The sequence below is a fragment of the Phyllobacterium sophorae genome (genome assembly GCF_003010965.1).
In the GTDB taxonomy this organism is placed as follows: domain Bacteria; phylum Pseudomonadota; class Alphaproteobacteria; order Rhizobiales; family Rhizobiaceae; genus Phyllobacterium; species Phyllobacterium sophorae.
The window spans coordinates 536606-554487 of the sequence record NZ_PGGM01000001.1; the positions used below are offsets into that span (position 1 = coordinate 536606).

The 17882-nt window shown below is 59.2% G+C and carries 15 protein-coding genes; 5 read left to right on the forward strand and 10 right to left on the reverse strand.

The annotated features are described in order from the left end of the window. The first annotated feature begins 211 nt into the window (after positions 1-211). Entirely contained in the window at positions 212-3829 is a 3618-nt protein-coding gene (locus CU103_RS02650; protein WP_106662338.1) for a hydantoinase B/oxoprolinase family protein, read from the forward strand. A gap of 101 nt (positions 3830-3930) precedes the next feature. On the opposite strand, the gene CU103_RS02655 is transcribed toward CU103_RS02650, so the two are convergent. Continuing rightward, a complete protein-coding gene (locus tag CU103_RS02655; RefSeq protein WP_106662339.1) occupies positions 3931-4176 on the reverse strand; it encodes a hypothetical protein in 246 nt (81 codons plus the stop codon). A 156-nt stretch (positions 4177-4332) separates the two neighbouring features. Here CU103_RS02655 and CU103_RS02660 point away from each other — a divergent pair, with 156 nt between their 5' ends. The 4 genes from CU103_RS02660 to CU103_RS02675 all read left to right on the forward strand — a co-directional run bounded on the left by CU103_RS02660 (position 4333) and on the right by CU103_RS02675 (position 8070). Beyond that, the gene (locus CU103_RS02660; protein WP_106662340.1) at positions 4333-4971 is read left to right on the forward strand and encodes a TetR/AcrR family transcriptional regulator; all 639 of its coding nucleotides are present in this window, start codon (positions 4333-4335) and stop codon (positions 4969-4971) included. A 497-nt stretch (positions 4972-5468) separates the two neighbouring features. Continuing rightward, a complete protein-coding gene (locus CU103_RS02665; RefSeq protein ID WP_106662341.1) occupies positions 5469-5726 on the forward strand; it encodes a DUF982 domain-containing protein in 258 nt (85 codons plus the stop codon). A 97-nt stretch (positions 5727-5823) separates the two neighbouring features. Continuing rightward, the gene (locus CU103_RS02670; protein WP_106662342.1) at positions 5824-6387 is read left to right on the forward strand and encodes a methylated-DNA--[protein]-cysteine S-methyltransferase; all 564 of its coding nucleotides are present in this window, start codon (positions 5824-5826) and stop codon (positions 6385-6387) included. Positions 6388-6525: 138 nt separating this feature from the next. Further along, entirely contained in the window at positions 6526-8070 is a 1545-nt protein-coding gene (locus tag CU103_RS02675) for an FAD-dependent oxidoreductase (RefSeq protein ID WP_106662343.1), read from the forward strand. A gap of 22 nt (positions 8071-8092) precedes the next feature. Here the strand turns inward: CU103_RS02675 and CU103_RS02680 are convergent, their stop codons facing one another. The 9 genes from CU103_RS02680 to denD form a co-directional block, all read right to left on the reverse strand. After that, positions 8093-8932, reverse strand: coding sequence for a fumarylacetoacetate hydrolase family protein (locus tag CU103_RS02680; RefSeq protein ID WP_106662344.1), 840 nt, complete (start codon positions 8930-8932; stop codon positions 8093-8095). A gap of 23 nt (positions 8933-8955) precedes the next feature. Next, complete coding sequence (locus CU103_RS02685; protein ID WP_106662345.1) at positions 8956-9708, reverse strand: SDR family NAD(P)-dependent oxidoreductase; 753 nt, start codon at positions 9706-9708, stop codon at positions 8956-8958. Positions 9709-9734: 26 nt separating this feature from the next. Next, a complete protein-coding gene (locus tag CU103_RS02690) occupies positions 9735-11537 on the reverse strand; it encodes an IlvD/Edd family dehydratase (RefSeq protein WP_106662346.1) in 1803 nt (600 codons plus the stop codon). Positions 11538-11553: 16 nt separating this feature from the next. Continuing rightward, the gene (locus tag CU103_RS02695; protein WP_106662347.1) at positions 11554-12453 is read right to left on the reverse strand and encodes a carbohydrate ABC transporter permease; all 900 of its coding nucleotides are present in this window, start codon (positions 12451-12453) and stop codon (positions 11554-11556) included. A 23-nt stretch (positions 12454-12476) separates the two neighbouring features. Further along, positions 12477-13328, reverse strand: a complete 852-nt coding sequence (locus tag CU103_RS02700; protein ID WP_410010364.1) for a carbohydrate ABC transporter permease — start codon at positions 13326-13328, stop codon at positions 12477-12479. A gap of 155 nt (positions 13329-13483) precedes the next feature. Continuing rightward, positions 13484-14797, reverse strand: a complete 1314-nt coding sequence (locus CU103_RS02705) for an ABC transporter substrate-binding protein (protein ID WP_106662349.1) — start codon at positions 14795-14797, stop codon at positions 13484-13486. A 134-nt stretch (positions 14798-14931) separates the two neighbouring features. Further along, on the reverse strand, positions 14932-15996 hold the full coding sequence (locus CU103_RS02710; protein ID WP_106662350.1) for an ABC transporter ATP-binding protein: 1065 nt from the start codon (positions 15994-15996) through the stop codon (positions 14932-14934). Positions 15997-16054: 58 nt separating this feature from the next. Then, positions 16055-16828 (reverse strand): SDR family oxidoreductase, encoded by a 774-nt coding sequence (locus tag CU103_RS02715; RefSeq protein ID WP_106662351.1) that lies wholly within the window; start codon positions 16826-16828, stop codon positions 16055-16057. Then, complete coding sequence (gene denD / locus CU103_RS02720) at positions 16825-17814, reverse strand: D-erythronate dehydrogenase (protein WP_106662352.1); 990 nt, start codon at positions 17812-17814, stop codon at positions 16825-16827. The genes CU103_RS02715 and denD overlap by 4 nt, the downstream gene beginning before the upstream one ends. Positions 17815-17882: the final 68 nt, after the last annotated feature.

The following is a 17882-nucleotide window of genomic DNA, read 5'->3' on the forward strand; positions in this document are numbered from 1 at the left end:
CTGCCCTCCGCATGACCAATGTGTACATTGTTCGGCTCCCCTCGGTTGCCGGTTGCCGGGTGGCGTTCTCTGTCGCCTTGCCCATTCTGTAAGCATGATGCATTAGGAGGCATTTTCTTGTCAACTAATCATTGACGTTTTATCGACAAAATGTTTTTGTTGACGTCAGGGCAACCGCAGGCTGCAATTTCTGGAAGGTGGAACAACGGTCATGGCAAACGGAAAATGGGATTTCTGGATAGATCGCGGCGGCACGTTCACGGATGTTGTCGCCCGGCAGCCGGATGGTACGCTTGTTGCGCACAAGCTTCTGTCCGAAAATCCGGAAGCTTATCGTGATGCCGCAGTTCAGGGGATCCGCGAACTTATGGGGCTGTTGCCAGAGGAGAGCATTGCACCGGGCTCCGTCGACACAGTAAAAATGGGAACTACCGTCGCGACGAATGCACTCCTCGAACGCAAGGGGGAACCGACGCTGCTGCTGATCACGCGCGGCTTCCGCGATGCACTTGAAATCGGATATCAGGCGCGCGCGGACATCTTTGCCAAGGAAATCATCAAGCCGGAGCTCCTCTACAGCGCCGTTGCGGAAATCGATGAACGCGTACGCGCAGACAGCACCGTGGAGATAGCTGTTGATCCCGGTGCCATCCGCGCCGAACTCGAACGGCATTTCGCTTTGGGCCTGCGTTCTGTCGCCATCGTCTTCATGCATGCCTTCCGCTACCCCGATCATGAGAGGATTGCGGCCAGCCTCGCCCGCGAGGCCGGTTTCACACAGGTCTCGGTCAGCCATCAGGTTTCGCCATTGATCAAGCTCGTCGGACGCGGGGACACGACCGTCGTCGACGCCTATCTCTCGCCCATTTTGCGCCGTTACGTCGAGCAGGTGGCAGGCGCACTGGGCGCGGACGGCGAGAACGGGGCAAAGCTGATGTTCATGCAGTCTTCGGGTGGCCTCACCGCGGCGCAGCTTTTCCAGGGAAAAGACGCAATCCTTTCCGGACCCGCGGGTGGAGTGGTCGGCGCTGTCGAAACCTCCAGGCTCGCCGGCTTCGGCAAAGTGATCGGTTTTGACATGGGCGGCACCTCTACCGATGTCTCGCATTTTGACGGCGAACTCGAGCGCTCCTTCGAGACGGAAGTAGCCGGTGTCAGGATGCGCGCTCCGATGATGTCGATACACACGGTTGCAGCGGGTGGCGGCTCCATCCTCCACTTTGACAACGGCCGCTTTCGTGTCGGGCCCGATTCTGCCGGCGCCAATCCCGGTCCGAAGGCATACCGCCGTGGCGGACCGCTGACTGTCACCGACGCCAATGTCATGCTTGGCAAGCTCGATCCGGCACTATTTCCCTCCATTTTTGGCCCGGACCGGAATGAGCAGCTGGACGCCGTCTCCGTTCGGGCCGCTTTCGAGGAACTTGCATTGGCGATTGGCGATGGACGCACGGCGGAAGAGGTCGCCGACGGTTTCCTCGCGATCGCCGTCGAGAACATGGCGAATGCCGTCAAGAAGATCAGTGTTCAGCGCGGTTACGACGTGACCGACTATGTACTGACTTCCTTCGGGGGTGCCGGGGGACAGCATGCCTGCCTGACCGCGGATGCGCTGGGCATATCGACGGTCCTCATTCATCCGTTTTCCGGCATTTTGTCCGCCTATGGCATGGGGCTCGCGGATATCCGCGCCACGCGACAGCGCACGATCTCCGATCCGCTTGAACGCGCCCTTGCAACGCTTCAGCCGTTGACGGACGAGCTGACGGAGGCTGTTGTCGCTGAACTGCGGACCCAGGGCGTTCCTGATCCGGAGATCGCGATCATTCACCGCGCCCACATCCGCTACGGCGGAACGGACACGACGATCCCGATTACCGTATCCGACGTCACGACGATGACGAGGGATTTCGAGACGGCGCACCGGAAACAGTTTGGCTTCGTGTTCGAAGGCCGTGAGATAATCTTCGAGGCTTATGAGATCGAAGCGATCGGCGGCGGTGCCGATTCAGCTGAGCCGAGCCTGCCACTCGACACCTCGCCACCGCAGTCTTCGCGCAGTACGCGCTTCTTCTCCGGTGGCAAATGGCACGACGCGCCGGTGTTTCTCCGCAAGGATCTGCGTGCCGGTGCAACGGTCACCGGTCCGGCACTGGTGGCGGAGCCGCATCAGACGATCATCGTGGAAGATGGATGGGCGTTTGAGATCACCGGATTCAATCATGTAGTTCTTCGCCGCATACGTGCGTTCGAACGTGGAAAGGCGATCGGGACGGAGGCCGATCCGGTGCTGCTCGAAGTCTTCAACAATCTCTTCATGTCCATTGCCGAGCAGATGGGCGTCACGCTCCAGAACACGGCGTCGTCGGTAAACATCAAGGAGCGGCTTGATTTTTCCTGCGCGGTTTTCGATGCGAATGGCGCGCTCGTGGCGAACGCACCTCATATGCCGGTGCACCTCGGCTCCATGGACCGGTCGGTCGAAACCGTCATTTCCGCCAATCACGGCCGCATCCGGCCGGGCGATGTCTTTGCGCTCAACGCACCATATAATGGCGGCACCCACCTCCCGGATATCACGGTCGTCACCCCGGTATTCGATGACGCGGGTACGCATATCCTCTTCTACGTCGCGTCGCGTGGTCATCATGCCGATGTTGGCGGAACGGCGCCGGGTTCGATGACGCCATTGGCGACAAGCGTCGACGAGGAGGGCGTCCTGCTGGATAATGTGCTCCTCGTCGACCGCGGACGCTTCGACGAAGCAAAGATCGCTGGTCTCCTGACCCATCATCCCTATCCTGCCCGAAACGTCGCCCAGAACATCGCCGATCTCAGGGCGCAGATCGCCGCCAATGAAAAGGGCGTGCACGAAATGCGCAAGATGATCAACCAGTTCGGCCTCGACGTGGTCACGGCCTATATGGGCCACGTGCAGGACAACGCGGAGGAAAGCGTGCGGCGGCTGATCGCGACGCTGAGCGATTCCTCTTTCGAATACGCGACCGACCAAGGCAGCGTCATCAGGGTCAGGTTGTCAGTTGACCGCCGGAAGCGTGAAGCGACGGTTGATTTCACCGGCACCAGCCCGCAGCAGAAGAACAATTTCAACGCACCGGAGCCAGTAACACGCGCTGCCGTTCTCTACGTCTTCCGCGTGATGGTCGAAAGTGCGATTCCGATGAATGCCGGATGCCTCCGGCCCATCCGTATAATCGTTCCGGAGGGGTCTATGCTAAGGCCGGTCTATCCGGCGGCTGTCGTTGCCGGTAACGTGGAGACGAGCCAGCATGTCACCAACGCCCTCTTCGGCGCGCTTGGTGCGATGGCCGCGAGCCAGGGAACCATGAACAACCTCACCTTCGGCAATGCGACCTACCAGTATTACGAGACGATCTGTTCAGGTTCACCGGCGGGCCGCTATAATGACGGACGCGGATTTGCCGGGACGGATGCGGTTCATGTCCATATGACGAATTCGCGGCTGACTGATCCGGAGATTCTCGAAACCCGTTATCCCGTCCTTTTGGAGGACTTTCATATCCGCTCCGATTCTGGCGCGAAGGGCGAATTTGCGGCCGGCAATGGCACGATCCGTACGATAAGATTCCTCGAGGAGATGGACTGCGCCATCCTGTCGTCGCACAGAACCATCCGGCCGCATGGTCTTTCCGGTGGTGAAGCCGGGGAATTCGGTAAAAACGCTGTGCGGAGGGCTGATGGTGGGATCGAAGACTTGGCTGGCTGTGCGCAGACAACGCTGGCGGCGGGTGAAGCCATTATTATCTCGACGCCAACAGCTGGGGCATATGGTACGCGGCAGACGTGATAACGCTCGGGAAAACGAGGGTTTACATGCGGGCTGCCTGGAAACTTCCCTCCCGGTGAACCGGGAACAGGCGCTCCACGGGCGCCTGTTCCCGAAGATTTTTATGCCGCCCCTTCGCAGCAGGCCGCACGGGCACGGCCGGCAAGGGAAAGAACGCCGTTATGCTTCAAGGCTTGAAGCGATTGTCCCCAGTCCCGGGAGGGTGCGGTTTCGAAGTTTTCCCGGGCTGCAGTTTTGAGAAGGAGCTCGAGATCGCGACGGGTTACATGATCAGCGCGCATGACGGCGTTGATCATGGGATCCGAAAGTACCTCGGAAATGCTAAGATCGGCATATGTCTGTGGCATGATGCTCTCCTTCTCGACAGGTATGAGGGCGTGGGCCCAAGAATAAGTGGATAGGCTTTGGCGGCTTCGGTCAGAATGTCCGGTCAGAATTGACACCCGAGCCAAATGCGTGTTACCGGTAAGTAACAGGCCAATAGTTACTGGACGGTAACATTCATGTCAAGCACCCTTACCCAGAAAATGTCGAATCCTGGTGATGCCGCGATTGGTATCGCGGAATGTAGCGATCGACGTGTGCCTCCGCGCGACCGGATCATTACAAGCGCCATCGAGCTTTTCCGCCAGCACGGTATCAAGGGAATAGGTGTCGATGCGATCGCGGACGCCGCGGATTCCAACAAGATGACGCTCTATCGTCACTTCGGATCGAAAGACGATCTGGTGTGCGAATGCCTTAGACAGGTTTCCGCACGGGGCGAGCAGACTTGGCGTGATCTGGAAAATGCCTATCCGCAAGACCCCATGGGTCAGTTGCATGGCTGGGTGCAGCAAGCGGCCGAAGGCGTCTTTGATGACCCGCACGGCTGCGATCTGGCCAATGCAGCCGTCGAACTGAAAGAAGCCAGCCATCCTGCCCATAAGGTGATTATGGAAGCAAAGAAAGCGCATATGGAGCGTTTGAGCGATCTCTGCCGCAGGGCGGGGATCGAACAGCACGAGCGGCTGGCGGATGCGCTTGTGCTTCTCGCCGAAGGCGCGCGTGTCTGCCGCCAGAGCGTTGGTTCCAACGGTCCTCAGCAGCGGCTGAAGCAAACGTGCGAAGCAATGATAGCCGCGTTCTCGCCGAAACCATAAGAGTACCACCGGTCGAATGGCAATGGTCTGCGCAATCGCGCAAGCAGGTAATGCAGGCGGTGCGCTCGCCCGGCCGGCCGATTGCCGTGAAGCTGTCGTGCCTTTTTCCGGGCTGACGAGCTGGACGACCTCCTTTTGGCTGACCCTGCTGCGCCGAACGGGGCCTGCATCGACGTAGAGATGCGGCATGTGCGCCGAATTGGGTATTGCAGTTCCAACTCAAATCTGAGATCGTTTGGACAGCCCTGAACAGCAAACAAAAAAGAATGGGGTATAAGGAGGAAACATAGTTCGCAATTCTCTTTGAGGAGTTCAACTATGCTTTCACGTTCCGGTCATACCGACATCATTTCTTCGAATACGGTTTCAGGTCCTGCTTTTGGCGGGATACTATTCCGGCGGACAGCTGCGGACAATAACCCGCCATTATCATCGGCGCGGTTTTGGCGAACCTCTGCGTGCCGCGTTCGGGGGCAGAACGAACGGGAGGGGGCGTCATGAGCGACAAGACATTTTCATCGCCGGTAAGGGTCAGTGTTGGCGCTATGGGTCTGCGGTTTGTCGCCTCCGCATGGGAGGCGCTGGAGTGCTTGAAGAATCAATGGCCGCAACAGGACGGCCTTGAATACAAGCGCGCCGTCCGCATCAATCGTGATGCTCTCGAAGGGTGGATGACGCCTGCAAAGGCGAGGCAGGCTTTTGTCAAGGCCGCCCAGCGTGCAGGTGTTTTCATCGATGATTCGCCGCCAAAGTAAATCGAATCGCTGTTTGCTCCGCATGGTGCAAGAATCGGGTTGAATTTCCGGCCCGGCTGCACGATTCTCATGGCGGATCAAACGTGAGGGCCAAGCGATGGGCCAGGCAATGCATCACTATTCTGTCTTCGAGACCGCTGGCGGCTTTTGCGCCATCGCCTGGAACAGCGTCGGCATCACGCAGTTCCAGCTGCCGACAAGGAGTGAGGAAGCGACGGAGCGTAATTTGTTGCGCCGGCTGCCTGGGGCCGAACCTGCCACTCCCACCGCAGAAATTGTGGAAGCCGTCGCTGCCGTGAGGCGCTATTTCGACGGCGAGGAAACGGATTTTTCTGCATTCAAGCTCGACTTGGGTGAACAGGACGCGTTCTTTGAACAGATCTATGCGGCGGCGCGGCGTCTCGATTGGGGCCATACGACCACCTATGGCGCGTTGGCAAAGCAACTGGGCGCTGGACCGGAAGCGGCACGCGACGTCGGCCAGGCGATGGCCAGGAACCCGGTGCCCTTGATCATCCCCTGCCACCGCGTGTTGGCGGCCGGCGGCAAAGTCGGCGGTTTCTCGGCGCCAGGTGGCTCCGTCGCCAAGGCCCGCATGCTCGAACTGGAAGGTGTTCACGTCGAGCCGCCACCACCGGCACAGCAGTCGTTCGGGTTCTAGCCACCCGTACATGCTCGACTGTTGCTATTGCCTCTTTTATCCCAAGATGACGGGTCGTATGATGGCGGGGCCATAGAGCCCTGATCTTCTGCTGCGCCTTCAGACCTGCGGTCTGTTCGCTTATCGAAGGAGATACCCATGACCGAAAACCCGTCCCCCAGCGGCCCTGACCTGACCCAGGGCATTCCGGTTTCTGCCCTCGACGGAGGGAAGCTCCTCGGTCATGTCGGCAAACAGGATGTGCTCCTGCTGCAGATAGCCGATGAGATTTTAGCAATCGACGCTTTTTGCAGCCACTATCACGGTCCGCTCATTGATGGCCTGGTGGAGGACTACACTGTGCGCTGCCCCTGGCACCACGCCTGCTTCGACCTGCGCAGCGGGGAGGCGCTCCGGGCTCCCGCCATAAGCCCGCTGTCCAGCTGGCGGGTCGATCAGCGAGATGGCCATATCTTCGTCGAGGACAAACGCGACGAGCCTGGCGGTATGCGGCCAGCATCCCGAACGGCCGCGCCCGAAAAGATCGTCATCATTGGTGGCGGCGCGGCGGGGTTCGCTGCGGCGGAAATGCTTCGACGGCATGATTTCCAGGGCAGTATTGTCATGTTGAGCGCGGACACCGCCGGACCGGTCGACCGGCCAAACCTCTCCAAGGACTATCTCGCCGGCAGCGCCCCTGAAGAATGGGTGCCGCTGCGGTCCGAGAAATACTACACCAGGATGAAAATCGATCTCCGCCTTCGAACCGAAGTGACTTCGATCGACAGCAGCGCGCGAAATGTCGTCACCGCGAACGGCGACCAGATCGCCTATGACCGGCTCCTGTTGGCAACTGGCGCGGAACCTGTGCGCCTGACCATTCCCGGCGCGGATCAGCCGAATGTTTATACCCTCCGCACCCTCGATGATTGCCGCGCCATAATTGCAGCGGCACAAGGCGCCCGATGTGCCGTGGTGATCGGCGCCAGCTTTATCGGACTGGAGGTCGCCGCTTCTCTGCGCGCCCGCAATATCGATGTTCGTGTCGTCGCTCCAGGCAAGCGGCCGATGGAGCGGGTCCTCGGACCGGAAATGGGTGATTTCGTCCGCGCACTCCATGAGGAGCATGGTGTCATTTTTCATCTCGAAGATACGGTCGTTGCAATCGAAGGCTCGAAAGTCCGGCTCAGGAGCGGCGCCGTGTACGAGGCTGACTTCATCGTTGCCGGCATTGGGGTACGACCGCGCCTGGCATTGGCCGAGCAGGCAGGACTCACGATCGATGATGGTGTCGTGGTGAACGCCCACCTCGAAACAAGCGTGCCGGGAATTTATGCCGCGGGCGATATTGCGCGCTGGCCAGATCCCTATTCCGGTGAAAACATCAGGGTCGAGCATTGGGTCGTCGCACAACGCCAAGGGCAGGTCGCCGCACGTAACATGCTGGGGCAGCAAGAAAAATTTGATTCGGTGCCGTTCTTTTGGAGCCAGCATTACGACGTCCCGATCAACTACGTGGGGCACGCAGAAAAATGGCAGGAGATCGACGTCGATGGCGACATCAACGCGAGGGACTGCAGCGTGCAATACAAGAAGGACGGACGCATTCTCGCTACAGCCACCATTTATCGAGACCTTGAAAGTCTGGATGCCGAGATTCGCATGGAACGCGCCGGGTCACCCCCGGGGCTGACCCGAGGATAACCGGACGTGAAGTGATGTCAGCTCACCCTTGCACAACTTCCTGGCGCTGCTCGCCCAGGCCTTCAATGCCGAGGGTAATCACATCGCCTGCCTTCAAGAATACGTTGGGCTTCTGGCCAAGGCCGACGCCGGGCGGCGTGCCGGTGGAGATGATGTCGCCGGGATGCAGGCTCATGAATTGCGACAGGTACGAAACGAGATATTTGACGCCGTAGACCATCGTCGCGGATGTGCCGTTCTGATAGCGGTGGCCATTCACCTCGAGCCACATCTTCAGGTTCTGCGGATCCGCGATCTCGTCCTTGGTCACCAGCCAGGGTCCGGTCGGACCAAAGGTGTCGCAGCTCTTGCCCTTGGTCCACTGGCCCTGACGTTCTGCCTGGAAGGCGCGTTCGGACACGTCATTGATCAGGCAATAGCCCGCTACATGGTCCAGCGCCTTGTCTTCGCTAACATATTTCGCATGCTTGCCGATAACCACGCCGAGTTCGACTTCCCAGTCAGTCTTCAGCGACTCCCGTGGGATTTCGACATTGTCGTTCGGGCCGACGATGGCCGATGTAGCCTTCATGAAGATGATTGGTTCCGGCGGAACCTTGGCCCCGGTTTCCGCCGCATGGTCGGAGTAATTGAGGCCGATGCAGATGAACTTGCCGGTCCCCGCCACGCAGGGTCCGTAGCGGGTCACGTTGACCAATGGCAGCGAAGCTGCGTCGATAGCCGCGAGTTTCTTCAACCCCTCCGGAGAAATCGCCTCGCCGGCAATGTCCTTCACATGGGCAGACAGATCACGTACCTGGCCGTCCTTGTCGACAAGACCGGGCTTTTCCTGACCGGCAGGACCATAGCGCAACAGTTTCATGGAATAACCTTTCTAGCTTGGAATCAGTAGGTGGCACGGCCACCGGAAATGTCGAAGACGGCGCCGGTCGTGAACGAGCATTCCTCGCTGGCGATCCAGGTGATCAGCGACGCAAGCTCTTCAACCTTGCCGAAGCGCTGCATCGGGATCTTCGAGAGCATGTAATCGATGAATGACGGCTGCAACTGCTGAAGGATCGGTGTATCGACCGTGGCAGGGGTGATCGCGTTGACGGTGATGCCATCGTTTGCAAGTTCCTTGCCCAGCGATTTTGTAAGGCCGATCACCGCAGCTTTCGATGCGCTATAGGCAGAGGCGTTGGGGTTGCCTTCCTTGCCAGCGATCGACGCGACATTGACGATGCGGCCATAGCCGTTCTTCTGCATGATGGGCACGACGAAGCGATTGCAATAGAACAGTCCGTTCACATTGATGTCGAAGACACGCTTCCACTGGTCGATTGGATAATCGGCGACCTTTGCATTGGGTCCCGTGATACCGGCAGAGCAGACCAGCACATCGATCTTGCCGAATGCCTTCGCCGTTTCCTGTGCGGCATTCGCCACTTGGTCCGGATCGGAGACATCGAGCCTCACGCCATGCGCCGCGGCACCGAGCGCCTTCTTAGCCTCATCGATCTTTTCCGCATCGACATCCCAGAGGCTGACCGTGCCGCCTTCCGACACGATCCGCTCCGCCGTCTTGAAGCCAATGCCCGAGGCGCCCCCGGTTATGACCGCGTGCCGCCCCTCATAGCGTCTTATGGAATTCGCCATGCTGCTTCCGTTCCTCCCGTGGCAGATCAATGATTGTCGCGCGGCAATCCCTTCGTCTGCGCGATGCGCTGGAACTCGACTGCGGGCTTCAGGACCATGCCTTCGTCCAGCTGTCCGACCATGCCGCGCTGGATTGCCTGCCATGGCGTCTGGCTGGCCGGGTATTTATAGCCGCCCGCGGCGATCAGGTCGTCCTTGCGCTTCTGCAGTTCCTCGTCGTCGATCAGGATATTGGCCGTTCCCTTTCGCAGGTCGATACGCAGGTGATCCCCGGACTTCACGAGTGCCAGCCCGCCATTGACCGCCGCCTCCGGAGAGGCGTTGAGGATGGAAGGCGATCCGGAAGTGCCTGACTGGCGCCCGTCGCCAAGACAGGGCAGGGCATGGATGCCTTTCTTCAGCAGGTATGCCGGAGGCTGCATGTTGACGACTTCCGCAGCGCCTGGGTAGCCGATCGGTCCGGTGCCGCGCATGATCAAAATACTGTTCTCGTCGAGCGCAAGGTTCGGATCGTCGATGCGGTGATGATAGTCTTCCGGTCCGTCGAAGACTTCGGCAATGCCTTCGAAAGCCTCGGGATCGTCCGGGTTCGAGAGATATCGCGCGCGAAACTCTTCGGAGATCACGCTGGTCTTCATGATGGCGCTGTCGAAGAGGTTGCCTTTCAGGTTGATGAACCCGGCTTGTCTTTTCAGCGGCGCATCATAGGGTTTGATGACGTCGGTGTTGAAATTTTCCGCATTCTCGCAGTTCGCACCGATGCTCTTGCCATTGACGGTCAAGGCGCCCGGATGCGGCAATTTGCGCGCCTTCATCAGTTCGGCAACCACGGCAGGTACCCCGCCAGCCCGATGATAGTCCTCGCCGAGATACTCGCCGGCGGGCTGCAGATTGACCAGCAGCGGCACGTCGTGGCCGATCGCCTGCCAATCATCATTGTCGAGCGGAATGTCGAGATGGCGGGCAATTGCATTCAGATGGATCGGCGCATTGGTCGAACCGCCAATGGCCGAGTTGATGACGATCGCGTTCTCGAAGGCCGCGCGCGTCATGATATCGGATGGCTTCAGGTCTTCGCGTACCATGTCAACGATGCGCTTGCCGGTGTCATAGGCCGTTTGTCCGCGTTCACGATAGGGCGCAGGAATAGCCGCGCCGCCCGGCAGTTCCATGCCAAGCGCTTCGGCCAGCGAATTCATCGTGGTCGCCGTGCCCATTGTGTTGCAATAGCCGACAGAGGGCGCCGAAGACGCGACGATGTCCATGAACTCGTCATAGTTGATTTCGCCCGAGGAAAGCTTCTCGCGCGATTTCCATACGATCGTACCGGAACCGGTGCGTTCGCCGCGATGCCAGCCATTGAGCATCGGGCCGACCGAAAGCGCGATCGCCGGGATATTGACGGTTGCTGCGCCCATGAGCATGGCGGGCGTGGTCTTGTCGCAGCCGATGGTCAGCACAACGCCGTCGAGCGGATAGCCGAACAGCACCTCCACCAGGCCGAGATAGGCGAGATTGCGGTCGAGCGCGGCACCGGGGCGCTTGCCGGTCTCCTGGATCGGATGCACCGGAAACTCGAAGGGAATGCCGCCTGCCGCAATGATGCCGTCGCGCACGCGCTTGGCGAGTTCGATGTGGTGCCGGTTGCATGGAGAAAGATCGGAGCCGGTCTGCGCGATACCGATGATCGGCTTGCCAGACTGCAATTCTTCCCGCGTCAGGCCGTAATTCAGATAGCGCTCCAAATAGAGCGCCGTCATCCCCGGATTGTCAGGATTGTCGAACCATTCCTGCGAGCGCAGCTTTTTCGGGGCTTTGGTGGTGGTCATCGAATGGAAACTCCAGCTATTCCTTGACCGCGCCGGTCATGGAAGAAACGTAATAATCGACAAAGAACGAGTAGAGAATGACGACAGGAAGCGATCCAAATAGCGCACCTGCCATCAGTGAACCCCACTCGAAGACATCCCCTCGCACCAGTTCCGTCAGGACGCCGACCGGGACAGTCTTGTTTTCCGAGGATTGGATGAAGGTCAGTGCATAGATGAACTCATTCCACGACAAAGTGAAGGCAAAAATGCCGGCCGAGATCAATCCTGGCACCGCCAGCGGCAATATGATCCGGATGAGGATCTGCCAGCGCGATGCGCCGTCGACCAGGGCGCTCTCTTCCAGCTCGAACGGGATAGAGCGGAAGTAACCCATCAGAAGCCAGGTGCAAAACGGAATGAGGAAGGTCGGGTAGGTGAAGATCAATGCCAGCTTGCTGTCATACATCCCGAACTTGAAGACGATGACCGCCAGTGGGATGAACAGGATCGACGGAGGCACCAGATAGGCCAGGAAGATCAAGAGGCCGACGGGCCGCGACCCGGAGAAGCGCACGCGCTCGATGGCGTAGGCGGCAAAGACCGAGGCTGCAAGCGACAGCACGGTTGCGCAGACGGCAACGACAAGGGTGTTCCAGAGCCAGCCAGGATAGGAGGTTTCGAACAGGAGATATTTGATATGATCGAGCGTCGGCTGCACCACCCAGAACGGGCTGTAATTGCTGTAGTCGGTCAACTGCGAATTCGGCTTCACGGCCGTGATCGCCATCCAGTAGAACGGGAACAGCAGAACGAAGACGAAGACGGCGAGCGGAAGGTAGAGGACGACGATCCGCCTTGGCAGCCGGTTGAGATAGCTCATGCCCTGCGCGTCGTCGGTGAGCGGCTGGGTGGTGGTCTGTTCGGAAATGCTCATTGTAATTCTCCTCCTCGCCGCGCTCAGTCTTGTCCGCCCTGTTGCCATTTGCGGCGTTGCAGGCCGAAAAATGAGAACAGGATCGAGGCAAGCAGGAAGGGGATCATTGCGACGGCGATTGCGGCGCCTTCGCCAAGCTGGCCCCCGGGTATGCCGCGCTGGAACGACAATGTTGCCATCAGGTGTGTGGCGTTGACCGGTCCGCCCTTGGTCAGCACATAGATCAGCTGGAAATCGGTAAAGGTGAACAATACCGAGAACGTCATTACCACGGCGATGATCGGCGTCAGCATTGGCAGGGTGATGAAGCGGAAACGCTGCCAGCCGGTCGCGCCATCCAGCGATGCGGCCTCGTGCAGCGATTGCGGAATGGTCTGCAAACCGGCGAGCAGCGAGATGGCAACGAAGGGAATACCGCGCCAGACATTGGCGGCGATCACCGAAGCGCGCGCATTGTTGGGGTCGCCGAGAAAATTGATCGGGCCGTCGATCCAGCCGAGTTGCATCAGCGACCAGGAAATGATCGAGAACTGTGCGTCGTAGATCCACCAGAAGGCGAGTGCCGACAGCACGGTCGGAACGACCCACGGCAGCAGGATGATGGCGCGAAAGAACGACTTGAACGGCAGGTGCTCGTTGAGAATGAGCGCCAGCCACAGGCCGAAGCCGAATTTAAGGATCGAAGCGATGAGCGTGTAGAATACGGTGTTGTAAACCGCCATCCAGAAAACAGAATCGCGGGCAAGCGCCTGGTAGTTTTCCAGCCCGATGAAAATGCCATCCCTGCCAATTGTCGCATCGGTAAAGCCGAGCCAAACCCCAAGTCCGAGCGGGTAGGTCAGAAAGCACAGCAGGAAAACTGCAGCTGGCAGCATGAAGAACAGGCCGACGGCAGTGTTGCTCCGGGCGATATTGCCGAAGGCCGAAGGCTGCTTCGCAGTTGACGTCATTGTCATCGGATATCTCCGGTTGCTTCGTTAGCGCTGGGTGGCCTTCCGCCGCCAGGGCAGCGAAAGGCCAGTTGTTCGGTTTATACCGCGTAGTAGCGGTTTGCCCGCTTTTCGGCCTGGGCGATGGCGTCTTCCGCCGTCATCTGACCGGTCACGGCTGTAGCGTACATGTCGACCAGAACGTAGTCGGCCATGACACCGGCCGAGGCTGCGCCGAGCGGGCCAGCGTAACCGTTGGGACGCAGGGTGCTCGAGGCCTTGGCATACGCTGCGTGGATGGGGTCCGACTTCCACACCGGATTGTCAGCAAATGCTTTCAAAGGCTGGCAGCAATAAGCGCTGGCGCCTTCGATCCACGCATTCATGTTTTCTGCCTGATACATGAACTGCAGGTAAGCCTTGGCTGCTTCCGGATATTTTGTGTGCTTGAAGATGGAGATTGTGGAAGTCTGGTGCAGTTCGACCGACTGGCCAACCGGGCCGATCGGCAGGTTTGTCGAACGCATATCCTCAGCGATCGCAGCCATGGCTGGATCCTTCTTGGCAGCGTAATATACCGAAACACCATTGGCGGTCAGTGACACCTGTCCGGCAAGGAAGGCGCGGTTGTTGTTGACGTCCTGCCAGCTTTCCGTGCCCGGAATGAAGGTCTTGTAGAGTTCTTGCGCGTATTTGACCGATGCCAGCGTCTCGGGGCTGTTGATCACCACCTTGCCGCTTTCATCGACCATCTTGCCACCATGGCTCCACAGCAGCCAATGCGCATAATTGTTGCCGTCGCCAACCGCCTTGCCATGCGGGAAGCCTGCAGGCGTACCCTTGGCATGCATCGCCTTGCACAGTTCGAGGAAGCCGGCTGTATCTTTCGGGAACTCGCTGAAGCCGGCGGCCTTCATATGGCTGTCGCGATAGACGACAGCATTGCCGATAGCGCAGAGCGGCACGGCGATGAACTTGCCGTCGCGTTTTGCATAGCCTTCGAGACCCGGATACCAGCCGCCATTCGCCTTGCCGAGATATTCGCCAAGCTCAGTCACGTCGACGAGCTTGTCCGGATATTGCTGCGGATCGTCAAACCAGCTCATGACCATATCCGGTCCCGAGCCTACATTGGCGGCAACGGCGGCTTTCGGGCGAACGTCCTCCCAGCTTTCCTTGTCGATACGTACCTGGACGCCGGTAGCATCGGTAAACTTCTTGGTGTTGGCCAGCCACGCTGCCTCTTCCGCGGGAACGAATGGTACCCAGCGCAACAGGCGAAGGGTTGCACCCTCTTCCGGCTTATAGGCCGGCGCGGATTGCGCGAAAGCCGGGGTAAGGCCGAACCGGTTGAGCCCGGCGGCGGCGACGAGCCCGGCAGATGCGCCGAGAAGATGTCTTCTGTTGATAGTCATTGATGCTCCTCCATATAACGACCGAATGGACACAGGCCTCTTTTCAAAATGCTCCCACATTCTGGGCCAACCGTTGTCGGGGATCTTATGACCGGCACCTGCTCCCCGACTGGCAGGCGCGGCTTAGGTACGTCTCAGACCAGGCGTTTGCCTGTCTCCGCGTCGAACAGATATGTCGCCTCCGCATGAATGGAGAGGCCGACGATTTCGTCTGGGCGGGCGTTGATGCGCTGATGGAACACGCCCGTAATCAAATCGCCGCCAACCCGCATGATCATTTGCGTCTCGGAGCCGGTAGGCTCGATCACCACGACCTCGGCCGGTATGCCGCCATTTGCGATCGTCATATGCTCTGGGCGCAGTCCGTAGATCAGTGCGCGCCCCTTGGCGCTTTCCGGCGCCTTGGCAACCGGCAGCACCACACCATTGTCGGTGATGAATTTCTGGGTGTCGTTCGGGTCGAGCTTGCCCTTGATCATGTTCATCGCTGGCGAACCGATGAAGCTCGCCACGAAGAGGTTGGCTGGCTGGTCGTAGAGCTCCAGCGGTGCACCGATCTGCTCGACAAGGCCATCATGCATGACCACGATCTTGTCGGCCATGGTCATGGCTTCGATCTGGTCATGGGTGACATAGACGGTCGTGGTCTTCAACCGCTGATGCAATTCCTTGATCTCGGCACGCATGGCAACACGCAGCTTGGCGTCAAGGTTTGACAGGGGTTCATCGAACAGGAAGACTTGCGGATCGCGCACGATAGCACGGCCCATGGCCACACGCTGGCGTTGACCGCCGGAAAGCTGACGTGGAAAGCGGTCGAGGAGATGCGTGAGCCCGAGAATCTCCGCCGCTGGTTTTACCCGTTTGTCGATCTCGGATTTGGGTGCACCCTTCAGCGTCAGCGAGAAGGCCATGTTGTCCGCGACGGTCATGTGCGGATAGAGCGCATAGTTCTGGAACACCATCGCGATGTCGCGTTCCTTGGGTGCAAGGCCGTTGACCACCTGGCCGCCGATGCGAATCTCGCCGGCGGAAATATTCTCCAGCCCGGCCAGCATGCGCAGCAGCGTGGACTTGCCGCAGCCGGACGGGCCGACGAGAATGACGAATTCGCCATCGGCAATTTCGATATCGACGCCCTTGATTACCGGATGCGTTCCGAATGATTTTCGTACATCGGCGAATTCGACAGATGCCATGCCTGTTCCTCTCAAATTGTCATGACGATGCTTCTCCCAAAGCCTCGTCCAAATCCTTCTATCCTCGTCCGACCAGCGGCATTTTCGTCGCCATGATCGTCATGGTCAGCACATTTGCCTCAAGCGGCAGGCTGGCCATATGAACCACCGCATCGCCGATGTAGTGCGCCGGAATTGTCGGCTCGCTCGCGGTCTCGCCATTCGCCTGGAGCACGCCAGCCGCCATCTTCGATGTCATCTCGGTCGTCGCATTGCCGATGTCGATCTGGCCGCAGGCAATGTCGAATGGCCTGCCATCCAGCGCGGTTGATTTGGTGAGACCGGTAACTGCATGTTTCGTCGCCGTATATGGCGCGGAATACGGGCGCGGTGTCTGTGCCGAAATCGAACCATTATTGATGATGCGCCCGCCGCGTGGCGATTGTGCCTTCATCAGTTTCATGGCCTGCTGCGTGCAGAGGAAGACACCGGTCAGATTGGCGCCTACGATAGCGTTCCAATGATCGAACGTAAGTTCTTCCATCGGGATGTTCGGTACATTGACCCCTGCATTGTTGACGAGCAGGTCAAGCCGTCCGAATTCGGATTTGATCGCCTCGAACAGCGCTGCAACCGAGTCCGGATCACTCACATCGGCAGTGATTGCCTTGACCGTGCCCCTTGTCTCGCCGGCGAGTGCCCTCGCTGCCTCATCGAGAACGTCCCTGCGCCGGCCAGAGATCACGACCGTATAGCCCGCTCCGAGCAAGGCGCTGGTAATTGCCTTGCCGATGCCGGTGCCGCCGCCGGTCACCAATGCAATCTTGCCCCTGCCTGAATCTTCTTTGGTCATGCTGGAACGTTTCCGCCAAGTTCGTCTTCAATATGCGCCTTGATGATGTCATCAAAAGCCGTTTCGGCCCTAAAGCCAAGCTCTGTTGCGCGTGCCGTGTCGAAATCTGTCGCCCAGCCTGCCACGATCTTCTGGATCGTCGGATCCGGTTCGCGGCGGATCAGCTTGACTGCTTTTTCACCGGCGACGCGCTTCAGGGCGGCAATCTCCTCGCCGACCAGTGCAGAGAGGCCCGGCATGGACAGATTGCGCCGCGGGCCCACCTTGTCGAGGTCAAGCGTTGCTGCATGAATGAAGAACCCGACGGCCGAGCGCGGGCTGGCAAACCAATGGCGAACATTTTCGTCCACGGGCAGCACGGCTTCCTGTCCGGCCAACGGCTCACGCAGGATGTTCGAGAAGAAGCCCGAGGCCGCCTTGTTAGGCTTGCCGGGGCGAATGCAGATTGTCGGCAGGCGAATGCCGATTCCGTTGAAGAAGCCGCGGCGGCTATAGTCGGATAGCAGAAGTTCGGAGATTGCCTTCTGCGTGCCGTAGCTGGTCAGTGGCGTTGTGAAGAACTCGTCGCCGATCTTGTCGGGGAACGGCGTGCCAAACACGGCAATTGATGAGGCGAATACCACGCGCGGCCGGTAGGGGGCCTTATTGCTCTCCAGACGGATCGCTTCGAACAAGGCACGTGTGCCGTCGAGATTTACCTTGTAGCCTTTTTCGAAGTCGGCTTCGGCTTCCCCGGAAACAATGGCCGCCAGATGGAAGATCATGTCCGGGCGGCTGGAGATCAGCGAGTCAGCGACCCCGGCGTCGGAAAGGTCTGCCGCTCTGGATACGGAAATGCTGGAGAACGCGGTGGGCGCCGCGGGTTCAATCACATCGACCAGCGTCAGCTTGTCGATGTCTGCACCCAGTAAACCAGGCTCAGCGGCAATTTTGTCCAGCAATTTGCGGCCAACCATTCCGGCTGCACCGATAACGAGCACATGCATATGCGATAGACCTCCCTGCAAGCCTCTCCTCAGGCTTATGGGCGCTATCAAAACCAACCTATGACAGC